Below are 11,934 nucleotides of genomic sequence, written 5' to 3'. Positions count from 1 at the left end.
AGCACTACTTATTATTTTTGGAGCAGGCGTATGCGCAAACGTGAATTTAACAAAATCATTTGCCTATAATTCCGGATGGATCGTCATTACATTCGGTTGGGGACTTGGAGTTGCAATGAGCGTATATGCTGTCGGCCAATTCAGCGGGGCACATCTCAACCCGGCAGTGACATTGGGACTAGCTTTTAATGGTGACTTCCCATGGAGTCAGGTACCGCAGTATATCGCAGCCCAACTGCTTGGGGCGATCATCGGTGCTATTATAACCTATCTTCACTTTTTGCCGCACTGGCATGCCACGAAGGATCCCGGAGTTAAATTAGGTGTATTTGCCACCGGACCAGCAATTCCGCATGTTTTTTCAAATTTATTGAGTGAAATGATTGGAACTTTTGTATTAGTGGTAGGATTATTATCAATCGGAGCGAATTCATTTACAGATGGATTAAATCCTTTCATCGTTGGTTTTCTCATCATCGCGATCGGTATTTCCCTTGGCGGGACAACGGGTTATGCCATTAACCCTGCACGAGACCTGGGTCCGCGTATTGCGCACTTCCTGCTGCCGATACCTGGAAAAGGGCCATCAAATTGGGGCTATTCCTGGATTCCGGTGGTAGGTCCGGCATTGGGAGGCTCCTTTGGCGGGGTATTCTATAAAGCTGTATTTGTTGGACAAATCACAACAAGCTTCTGGATTGTGTTGGTAGTGACGTTGACTGTTTTGGGAGCAGCCTGCTTTAGCGATAAAAAATTAACCCTTTCACAAAAAGCGGATAAATTATCAACTGAAAACTAAGTTTATGGGAGGAATTATAATGGAGAAGTATATTTTATCATTAGACCAAGGTACAACAAGTTCAAGAGCCATCCTTTTTAATAAAAATGGAGAAATCGTCCACACAAGTCAAAAGGAATTCACACAGCATTTCCCTAAGCCGGGATGGGTGGAACATAATGCAAATGAAATCTGGGGCTCTATTTTATCGGTGATCGCAACCGTTTTATCAGAATCAAATGTGAAACCTGATCAAGTAGAAGGGATCGGTATCACAAACCAGCGTGAAACGACCGTTGTCTGGGATAAAGATACCGGAACTCCCATCTATCATGCTATCGTTTGGCAATCGAGACAGACTTCTGACATCTGTGAAGAATTGATTTCAAATGGACATAATGATACGTTCCGGGACAAGACCGGTTTACTGATCGATGCATACTTTTCGGGAACGAAAGTGAAGTGGATTCTTGATCATGTCGATGGAGCACGGGAAAAAGCTGAAAACGGTCAGCTTCTGTTCGGAACAATCGATACTTGGCTGATTTGGAAAATGTCCGGAGGAAAGGCCCATGTTACAGACTACTCGAATGCCTCAAGAACGTTGATGTACAATATACATAACTTGGAGTGGGATAAAGAACTTCTTGAAATTCTCAGAGTTCCCGTGTCTATGCTCCCGGAAGTCCGGCCATCCTCGGAGGTCTACGCGAAAACCGTACCTCATCATTTCTTTGGACAGGAGATTCCGATTGCAGGGGCAGCCGGAGATCAGCAGGCTGCTTTGTTCGGACAAGCATGCTTTGAAAAAGGGATGGGTAAAAACACGTATGGAACAGGCTGTTTCATGCTAATGAACACAGGGGATAAAGCAGTGAAATCCGACAATGGGCTGCTGACGACACTTGCTTGGGGGATTGACGGCAAAGTCGAATATGCATTGGAAGGAAGCATATTTGTAGCCGGATCTGCTATTCAGTGGCTGCGTGATGGACTTAGAATGCTGAAAGATGCCCAAGACAGTCAACGATATGCCGAAAAAGTGAAATCGGCCGATGGTGTATATGTAGTTCCGGCGTTTGTAGGACTCGGTACACCTTATTGGGACAGTGATGTAAGAGGTGCGGTATTCGGATTGACTCGGGGAACGTCAAAAGAGCATTTTGTACGTGCAACATTAGAGTCTTTAGCTTATCAGACGAAAGATGTGCTGACAGCGATGGAAGCAGATTCGGGAATTGCCTTGAAAAAACTCCGCGTTGACGGAGGGGTTGTAAAAAATGAATTCCTTATGCAGTTCCAGAGCGACCTGTTAAGTGTACCTGTTGAAAGGCCAGTCATCAACGAGACGACGGCACTTGGCGCTGCATATTTGGCTGGACTTGCTGTAGGGTATTGGAAGGACCGGGAAGAAATCTCCAAACAATGGAACAAAGACGATGAATTCCGACCGAAAATGTCCGAAGATGACCGGGAAGAACTATACAGCGGATGGAAAAAAGCCGTGAAAGCAGCGATGGCTTTCAAATAAAAAAACATTATGATATAATGGTAACAAGTTAATAAACCGGTAAGAGACCCAGAGAGACCAAACTGCATTATGGACCTGCATATCCATAATGATAGTTTTGGTCTCTTTTTTTATGGATATACACTTACTATGAAGAAATTTATAAACTGAAAAAGAATTCATAATCATATACAAACGATATATGGGAGGATTTACATTATGACGTTTTCAAGTACTTCAAGACAGGAAATAAAAAAACAATTAAGCTCACAGAACTATGACCTATTAGTCATCGGCGGGGGGATCACCGGTGCAGGAATTGCTCTTGACGCCTCCAAACGCGGCATGAAGGTGGCACTTGTCGAAATGCAGGATTTTGCTGCCGGAACATCCAGCCGATCCACGAAACTCGTACATGGAGGTCTGCGGTATTTAAAACAGTTTGAAGTGAGAATGGTTGCCGAAGTGGGGAAAGAACGTGAAATTGTCTACGAAAACGGTCCTCACGTAACCACTCCCGAATGGATGCTCCTCCCTTTACATAAAGGCGGGACATTCGGTAAATTCAGCACATCCATCGGATTGAAAGTGTACGATTATCTGGCAGGCGTCAAAAAAAGCGAAAGACGATCCATGCTTTCTGCAGCTGAGACCCTCTCAAAAGAGCCGCTTGTTAGAAAGGATGGATTGAAAGGCGGAGGTTATTATGTTGAATACCGGACGGATGATGCTCGTCTGACGATCGAAGTTATGAAAGAAGCGATCGCACACGGAGCTACAGCGATTAACTATACTAAATCACAACGATTCTTATATGAAAACAAAAAAACAGTCGGAATCGAAGCGGAAGACCTCCTTGATGGGGACACCATCCAAATCCGCGGTACAAAAATCATCAATGCAGCTGGGCCATGGGTCGATGAAGTCCGCGGAAAAGATTACAGTACTAATAATAAGCAGCTCCGCCTTACAAAAGGTGTGCACATCGTCTTAGATCAAAGTAAATTTCCTCTGCAGCAGGCTGTCTATTTTGACACGCAAGACGGGAGAATGGTGTTTGCGATTCCGCGAAATGGTAAAGCATACGTGGGGACGACTGATACTTTTTATGACAAAAACAAGGCCGACCCGCAAATGACGACAGAAGATAGAGACTACATCCTTAATGCGATTCATTATATGTTCCCGGACGTCAATGTTACAAAAGAGGATGTTGAATCAAGCTGGGCAGGAATACGCCCGCTCATTTATGAAAAAGGGAAGGATCCTTCCGAAATTTCCCGAAAAGATGAAATCTGGGAAGGAGAAAGCGGACTCATCACCATCGCGGGTGGAAAACTGACAGGATACCGTAAAATGGCAGAAACGGTGGTCAACCTCGTATCCACAAGGTTGAAAGAAGAAACGAAAAAGAAATTCCCTGCCTCTTCTACAAAGAACATGCCGATTTCCGGAGGTCATGTTGGGGGGGCGGGCAATCTCCCTGAGTTCATTGTACAAAAATCCAAAGAAGCCCTTCAATATGGTTTGACAGAAGATGAGGGGCGAAAACTTGCAAGTATGTACGGGTCCAACGTCGATCAGCTGTTTAAGCTGGCACATGCTTACATCGGCACCTCCGAAGAACGTCTCGTGCCTGTAACGATATATGCACAGCTCATCTATGCAATCCAGGAAGAAATGGCCGCCACTCCAGTTGATTTCTTCATCCGCAGGACAGGTGCTATGTTCTTTGATCGTAAATGGGTTGAGAAATGGCAGCAACCTGTAATAGACATCATGGCTAAACTGCTGCACTGGAACGCCGATCAAAAAAATAAACATACTTTGGAATTGAAAAAAGAATTAAAAAATGCTGTTGTACCGATAGATCAACAGTAATCATATAGAACCAGCCGGGCAATCCCTGCTGGTTTTTTAAGTGTATTTTTTTGTAATTTGTCTTCAAGTATTCCTCATGCTATTCGTACATTTGATATAATGGGAAAACAAGGAAAATTCTACTGGAGGTTCACATATGAACATTTACCGGACAATGAATCATGAAAAATCGCTGTATTGAATGAAGCTGTACAAAACGTGCATGTTGAATCTTATTCCGAATATTTTAAAGAATATCAAGACGATGAGATCGATAAATTCTATATGGTTACCATTAGGAAACCAAACCACATCATTCTGGTTTTGGAAGATAACGAGGAGACAATCGAATATTTGTGGGTGGAGATAAAAAATCACCCTGAGAATCCGTTTAAGAAAGCATATAGTGCTTTACTCTTTCATTAAAATATGTATCGAGCCCCATGTACGCGGAAGGGGCTGTGGCACGTATTTTATGGAAGGCATCTTCCGTGTATATGTTTTAAATGAGGTGGCGCAAAGTGAAGAAGTTAAACAACATAACAAAGGTTATATTCATGGTAATTGCATGCTCGATGATCAGTATATTTCTGGTGAATTACATGGAAAAACGACACCTCCTTACAACAAAAGAAAATTTGACATCTCACTTAGAAGAGTTCAAGACGAATGATCAAAATAAAGTGAATGTTGTTCTAAAAAAGAAAATCGGAGATCAATATGTTCTCATGTATACTTCAAATGGAACGGGCGATAAAGTTGGTCTTGCTTATTATATAAAAACAGATTTGTTCCCACTTTATGAAATGATAAGAGACGAGGAAGCAAGACATGCTTCACTTGGCTCAAGTTTTTTGAATAACGAACAATTCATCGTCTACGGAAACGCAGCGGTAAATGGAGCAGATTACTTTCAATATCGTGGCTATATAGACTTTAAGGAAGTACCCTTGGGGACTGGTCGTTACTTTTTACATGTGGAATCATATGATGGGCAGCTTGGTGTTCCGTTAGTAACATTTTATAATAGTGAAGGAGAGATGCTTGCAACTGCCCCTGCTAAATAAGCTCTTTCAAGTTATGCTTAAAATTATATAAATATATGAATTCATGCGGAAACCACCATACACTTTTGTACATTTAAGCAGAGAAGCATTAAGGGCATAATAATGCATTTGATAAATGTGAAAGTATTACGTAGACTTGTAAATGAGATTGACACCATATCCTCGACTTTGACGGCTTCAATGGGATGAAGCCGTCTTTTTTCTATGTGTTTATTATCATTTACTATATTATAAGAATGTGAACGGGGGTTTGCTAAATGGATAATAAAATAGCCATCGTTACTGGTGCCAACAGCGGATTTGGTTTACTTAGTTCAATCGAGCTTGCCTGCATGGGCTATCATGTCCTTGCAACGATGCGTGACTTAAAGAAAGCTGAAGAACTATTGAAATTGGCTAAATTACGAAAAGCAGAGCAACAAATTACGATTATGCCGTTAGATGTAACTTCGGAAACTTCCATTCACGAATTCTATAATGGACTCACGAAGTATTCGTCAATTGATTTGCTTCTGAACAATGCAGGCTACGCACTCGGCGGTTTTGCTGAAGAGGTAAGCATGGCAGAATACAGAGAACAATTTGAAACGAATGTCTTCGGAGTGATGGCTGTCACTCAAGCTGTGTTACCTTTCATGAGGAAGCAGGGGTACGGGAAAATTCTCAATATGAGCAGTATCAGTGGACGGCTCGGGTTTCCTGGATTGAGCCCCTATGTGTCATCTAAACATGCACTGGAAGGGTATAGCGAAAGTCTTCGGCTTGAGCTTAAACCATTTGGAATCGAGGTTATTCTGATTGAACCCGGATCTTATCAAACAAATATCTGGGCATCAGGCAAGAAAATAGCCGCACGGTCTCTTGATAAAGATTCACCATATTATACATACTGGAAAAGAATCGAAACAGAAATGGATAAGGGACGGGATCGATTTGGTGACCCTGCTGAAATAGCAGCTCTTGTTTGTAAAATCGCTGCAGGTAAAAAAACTGCATTCAGAATACCTGCAGGCAAAAGAACCAGGGGCACTATCTTTTTGAAAAGTATTCTCCCATGGAGAAAGATTGAAAAAATAATTATAAAAAGACTCAACATGTAGACTTCCCTATTACCTCTGTCATCATAATAATCTAAAAATGACATGAGGATGGCACGATTTTGATATTTCATTTTCTGTAGTTACACATGAGTTTTCTGAAATATAGAAATTCGTTCCAGCAGAAGGAGAAATCTGTAAATAAAACGAATAGTCTTAATGAGAAAAATCTTTCCTTTTAAAAAAAGAAGGGGTGATTTTTCGTATATCTTTTTAAAAAACAAATAACAACTTATGACCATACAGGGAAGGGTGATATGGAACTTTATGAAATGGAAAGGTGCTTCTGCTCTATGCATTCACAACAAACGTTTACTGATGGTTTACCAAGGGAAACAAGATGAAGAGAAGCGCTGGTCTGTACCTTCAGGAGGATTGGAACCGAATGAAACCATTCAAGAATGCTGCAAAAGAGAAGTGTGGGAAGAAACCGGATACAGAGTAGAAGTGGGGAGACATATCTATACTAAAAGGGGAGCAGAAGATAATATATCTACAGAAATTCTTTATTTTGAAACATCTGTAATGGGCGGTGAAGCAACAATCCAAGATCCGGATGCATGTATCCATGGTATAGAGTGGGTTTCAATTGAAGAGTTACAAAATCTCCCACTATCGTATCCGGAAGACATCAGTATTCTGGAATCTTATAAAGAATAAGCTCTCTATCCATACACAGAAGTGATACTTTTAAAAACATTCTATATAATTGTAAAGTACGATTAAGTGAAGGAGAGGTTATAATGGTTAAAAGAACAGGAGAAGTGGTGATGGGAATCATCGGAATCGTTTTATCCGCATTGTTTTCCATCATAGGGATTGCAGCGAATATGAGTATGAGTGATCCCGCAATAATGGATGAAATGCAGCAAATGATGGAAAGTGATCCCGCTATGACAACTCAGGATACATCCTTTATACTTGATATGGCGGAAACAATGGGCTGGTACTTGATTGTAATCGGCATCATCGCTTCCATTTTCGGACTGATTGCCGTTCTTGCAATCGTAAAAAACAGGAAGCCTGTCCTTTCTGGAATTATGTTTATCATCGCAGCACTTGTGATTGGTGTCGGTACAATCGGGTTCGGTTTCATTCCCGGATTATTATTTTTAATCTCGGGAATCATGGCATTTGTCCGCAAACCAAAACCGAGCGAAACCGTTTACTAAAAGCCGGGAAATGCTGAATGGAAAAAGCTTAGAGTTCCTCTAAGCTTTTTGTCTTTTCCGTAAATATGGATGAAGGTTTTATACTAAAAATATTCTTATTGGCATATGCTGGTTTAAGGGGATAAAATCCCTTAAGATTTACACCTTGATTTTAATCCTCTTCTATACTATCTTAAAAGTAGAGCATAACTAATAACAAAGAGACACCGGTTGCAGCCGATGTCTCTTGCCACACAGCAACTGCTAGGAAAGCAGTGGCCCAATAAAGAAAGGAAATAACTCTGCCCTTCCAAGTTTAGGCGCTTAAAGAGGGTGGGGTTATTTCTTATTGTCATTCGAAATAACAATGGCAATGATGGAGACGATCAAAGAGCTAAATGTTATCATTAGCGTCAAAGCCTCATACGTTGTCACTATAGGCACCACCTCCTTTACCCAGGAAGTGGCCACTCCCACCCAACATCTGCTGTGTATCCAAATTATATCATATCCAGGTCCAACACTTTATAGGCAAGAGGTAGGAAAAGCACCACCCTTACAAAAAAAGAGTCGGGTGTGTATTTTTACGATTTCTTTTCCGGTTTAGATGATTTCACTGCGAGAAGAAAATATGTTAGCATGAATATGCTCATTTAAAACGATTACATAAAAAAGGAATTATCAAGGAGGAACAGAGAATGCAGCAGCGATTAGATACACTTAAACAATGGTTGAAAGAAGAAAATATTGAAGCAGCGTTTATCAATTCAACTGAAAACGTGTTCTATTTAACTAATTTCCTAACAGACCCTCACGAACGTCTAATGGGTTTATTCGTTTTCCCGGATGCGGAGCCATTTGTGGTCCTCCCAGGTATGGAAGCACGACAAGTAAAGGACGCAGGGTGGAAAGATGAAGTGATCGGCTATTCCGACCATGAGGACCCATGGGCATTTATTAAACAAGCAATCAAAAAACGCGGAGTGGCTGGAAATAAAGTTGCGTTTGAAAAAGAGGTCCTGACATATGGACGCAGTGAAGCATTCATATCCATTTTTGACAATGCAGTTGTCGTAAATGCGGAAGACAAATTAAACGAGATGCGATTGGTCAAAGACGGTAAAGAAATTGAAATCATGCGCCGTGCTGCTCATATGGCGGACTTCGGAGTAGAGGTGGGTGTTCATGCACTTCAAGAAGGCGTTACAGAAATGGAAGTCCTTGCGAAGATAGAATACGAACTGAAGAAAAAAGGAATCAGGGAAATGTCCTTCTCTACAATGGTATTGTTCGGGGAAAAGGCAGGGGACCCTCACGGTAACCCGGGTGACAGAAAGCTGAAAGCGGGGGATTTTGTCCTTTTTGATCTTGGAGTTGTTCTTGAGGGCTATACTTCAGATATCACTCGTACTTTTGCTTATAAATCTGTTACTGATAAGCAAAGAGAAATATACGAGACAGTTCTCAAAGCTGAATTGGCATCACTTGAAGCGAGCAAGCCCGGTACCCGTATCGGAGACTTGGATCAAATCTCCCGTGATATCATCACGGAAGCAGGTTACGGCGATCATTTCCCTCACCGTATCGGTCATGGACTGGGGATAAATGTCCATGAATTCCCTTCCATGAGCCACTTGAATGACGGCATCCTGAAAAAGGGTATGACCTATACAATCGAGCCGGGCATTTATGTCCCTGAAATTGGAGGAGTCAGAATAGAAGATGATGTCCTCATTACAGAAGATGGTTACGAAACCCTGACCAAATATCCGAAAGAACTTCATATAATCGAGTAGAATGAGGAGAGCTGATGAATAATCAGCTCTTTAAAATTTCAGGCTGACCACAGTAATTATGAGGGAGTTTAATTTAGCAAAGAAATGAAACTTTCATGTACTCCTATTCGTATATATGTACAGTAATAAATAAAGGAGAGTGAACATGAAAAAAATTATCATATTACTATTATCACTATTCCTGATTTCCGGCTGCGGAATATTAGAAGAAGCAAATAACAGTTTAACCTATGTTGAAGAAATGACGGATTACTTAAACGAAGCTGAACAGTTTGCAAATGAATTTCCTGCATTAGTCGAGGATGCAGCGGCAGACTCTTCTGCCATCCCTCAATTGGAAGACCGATTGAATGTGATGAAATCGGAAATTGAAGAAATAAACGAGCTGACACCTCCATCACTTGCTGAAGATCTTCATACAAAGGTAGAGAATTATAACGATAAAGCACTGAACGGAATTGAGCAGGTACAGGCACAAATCGATAAAGGGGAAATCCAATTGAATGAGCTTCAAAACCTGGAGATTGTTCAAACATTTAATCAGCTTCAGCAAATCAAGGGGAATCTCGAAAACTTAGGTCAATAATCGTTAAGAAGTGTTTCAGATATGATTTTCTTATCTGCAGCACTTCTTCTTTTATAGAACCTATTAATTCTTACCCTGATTATAACGAACTCAGCGAAAATGTTCCCTTTTCCGCTATGGATACGGATCAATTATTAGAACAACAGTTCGGGAAATAGTGGTATAATTGAAGACATAATAAAACAGACAGGAGATATTCGATGAAAGTTGTTATAGCCGAAAAACCTGATCAAGGGGCCACTTTAGCAAAACCATTTCCTCATCGAAAGAAACAAGGTTACATTGAAATTCAACCGAACGAAATTTTTCCCAAAGGGGCATACGTAACTTGGGCAGTCGGACATCTGTTTGGTTTGCAGGCTCCTGAAAAGTATGATGGCAAATGGAAGAAATGGTCGATAGACGACCTTCCTATTATTCCTTCCAGGTTTCAGTATGAACTATCAAGGGCGAAGGCAAAGCAGTTTTCGGTCATCAAACAGCTGCTTCATAACAAAGGAGTAACGGAAATCATACATGCGGGTGATGCGGGGCGTGAAGGGGAATTGATCATCCGAAACATCATTTCTATGGTTCGAGTTCAAAAGCCGATGAAAAGACTATGGATTTCTTCCCTGACAGAAAAAGCGATTGTCAATGGATTTCAAACTTTGCGGGAAGAAGGCGAACTGCGCAACCTTTATTATGAAGCCTATGCACGTTCCTGCGCCGATTGGCTGGTTGGTATGAATGCATCAAGAGCCTACAGTATTCTATTGAAAAAGCAGGGCATGTCGGATGTATTTTCTGCTGGGCGGGTGCAGACCCCCACACTTGCTCTGATCGTCAAAAGAGATGAAGAAATTCAGCGGTTCAAGAGCGAGCCATTCTGGGAAGTGAAAGCCGAATTTCAAATAGATAAACATACATACGAAGGAACGTGGCAAAAAGATGGTGAAAGCCGTATTACTGAGGTAGATCTCGCTAGGAAAATCGCTTTATTCTGCGAAAACAAACGTGCACAAATCAAAGAGGCGAAATCCGAAAAAAAGGAATATGCTCCTCCATTGTTGTTTAATCTGTCCTCCTTGCAGGCGACAATTAATAAAATGTTTAAATTCTCACCTAAGAAGACGCTGGATGTATTGCAGAAGCTATACCAGAAGGGAATTGTGTCGTATCCCCGTTCTGATTCACAATACGTGACAAAAGGGGAGGCTGAAACATTCCCCGGTATTTTGGATAAAATAAAGGAATTTGCTCCTTACAACAAATGGATACCGGTCCCTAACGAAAGTTTGATGAATAATAAACGATATGTAAATGATGCTAAAGTATCGGATCACTATGCGATCATTCCCACGGAGCAAGTGACCGATCCAGACTCTTTGTCACAGGACGAGAAAAAAATTTACGACGTTATCATGAAGAGATTTATAGCAGCCCATCACGATAAGGCAATCTTAAACTATACAACGATCACCACCCAGGTGGATGGGCGAGCAGAATTTGTATCAAAAGGGAAACAGATTCTGCAGGAAGGCTGGAGAAAAATTATCGTAGAGAATGAAAAAGAAAACGAGCCTCTTCTCCCTCCAGTTAAGGAGAATGATGAAGGCATGGTAAAAAAAGTGCATGTCAAGGAAGGAAAGACGCAGCCTCCGAAGAGATATACTGAAGGACAATTAATCACCTTGATGAAAACCGCAGGAAAATTCATTGATAATGATGAACTCGAGAAAGTCCTTAAAAAAACGGAAGGACTCGGCACAGAGGCAACAAGGGCGGGAATCATTACGATGCTTAAAGACCGTAATTATATAGATATTCAGAAGAATATCGTTTTTCCAACAGATAAAGCAAAGGTTCTCATACGTGCAATTGGAGAAAATGTACTCGCTTCAGCAGAAATGACTGCAAAGTGGGAGCAGCGACTTCAGCAAATCGGAAAAGGTGAAGCATCTGCTCCCGAGTTCATGGAACAAGTAAAGAAATTAAGTCATTCACTTATTCAAAATGCATTGCGAGAAGCCGAATCCTGGGATTTTACCGATCTTGATACTGCAACCATCCAGCGTACACCAGTTAAAAAAGGAAAACGCAGCAGCAA

At 41.3% G+C, this 11,934-nt stretch carries 11 protein-coding genes; 10 read left to right on the top strand and 1 reads right to left on the bottom strand.

All coding sequences use genetic code 11. The features are described 5' to 3' along the window. The 7 genes from HP456_RS13350 to HP456_RS13320 all read left to right on the top strand — a co-directional run. The coding region (locus HP456_RS13350) for an MIP/aquaporin family protein (RefSeq protein ID WP_172251863.1) at positions 1 to 799 on the top strand (799 nt) is incomplete at its 5' end. Between the two features lie 19 nt (positions 800 to 818). After that, positions 819 to 2,309, top strand: coding sequence for a glycerol kinase GlpK (gene glpK / locus HP456_RS13345; RefSeq protein ID WP_172251861.1), 1,491 nt, complete (start codon positions 819 to 821; stop codon positions 2,307 to 2,309). Between the two features lie 198 nt (positions 2,310 to 2,507). Further along, positions 2,508 to 4,169: a glycerol-3-phosphate dehydrogenase/oxidase gene (locus tag HP456_RS13340; protein WP_172251859.1), complete on the top strand. Its 1,662-nt coding sequence runs from the start codon at positions 2,508 to 2,510 to the stop codon at positions 4,167 to 4,169. Between the two features lie 500 nt (positions 4,170 to 4,669). Continuing rightward, positions 4,670 to 5,215, top strand: coding sequence for a hypothetical protein (locus HP456_RS13335; protein ID WP_172251857.1), 546 nt, complete (start codon positions 4,670 to 4,672; stop codon positions 5,213 to 5,215). 257 nt (positions 5,216 to 5,472) lie between these two features. Further along, a complete protein-coding gene (locus HP456_RS13330) occupies positions 5,473 to 6,315 on the top strand; it encodes an oxidoreductase (protein WP_172251855.1) in 843 nt (280 codons plus the stop codon). 264 nt (positions 6,316 to 6,579) lie between these two features. Further along, positions 6,580 to 6,972, top strand: a complete 393-nt coding sequence (locus tag HP456_RS13325) for an NUDIX domain-containing protein (RefSeq protein WP_172251853.1) — start codon at positions 6,580 to 6,582, stop codon at positions 6,970 to 6,972. An 83-nt stretch (positions 6,973 to 7,055) separates the two neighbouring features. Continuing rightward, the gene (locus HP456_RS13320) at positions 7,056 to 7,484 is read left to right on the top strand and encodes a DUF4064 domain-containing protein (RefSeq protein ID WP_172251851.1); all 429 of its coding nucleotides are present in this window, start codon (positions 7,056 to 7,058) and stop codon (positions 7,482 to 7,484) included. 318 nt (positions 7,485 to 7,802) lie between these two features. Here HP456_RS13320 and HP456_RS25075 read toward each other — a convergent pair whose 3' ends face one another. After that, on the bottom strand, positions 7,803 to 7,898 hold the full coding sequence (locus tag HP456_RS25075) for a putative holin-like toxin (RefSeq protein WP_224874344.1): 96 nt from the start codon (positions 7,896 to 7,898) through the stop codon (positions 7,803 to 7,805). 263 nt (positions 7,899 to 8,161) lie between these two features. Between HP456_RS25075 and HP456_RS13315 the strand changes: the two genes are divergently transcribed. The 3 genes from HP456_RS13315 to HP456_RS13305 all read left to right on the top strand — a co-directional run. After that, entirely contained in the window at positions 8,162 to 9,259 is a 1,098-nt protein-coding gene (locus tag HP456_RS13315) for a M24 family metallopeptidase (RefSeq protein WP_172251849.1), read from the top strand. A gap of 145 nt (positions 9,260 to 9,404) precedes the next feature. Beyond that, a complete protein-coding gene (locus HP456_RS13310) occupies positions 9,405 to 9,845 on the top strand; it encodes a DUF6376 family protein (protein ID WP_172251847.1) in 441 nt (146 codons plus the stop codon). Between the two features lie 200 nt (positions 9,846 to 10,045). Beyond that, positions 10,046 to 11,934, top strand: a 1,889-nt coding sequence (locus tag HP456_RS13305) for a DNA topoisomerase III (protein ID WP_172251845.1), incomplete at its 3' end; no start/stop codon positions are given.

Origin of the sequence: Bacillus haikouensis (genome assembly GCF_013179555.1) — a bacterium.
Lineage (GTDB): Bacteria > Bacillota > Bacilli > Bacillales > Bacillaceae_B > Rossellomorea > Rossellomorea haikouensis_A.
The sequence above is the reverse complement of the archived record's forward strand: the minus strand, read 5'-3'. Positions and strand labels throughout refer to the sequence as shown.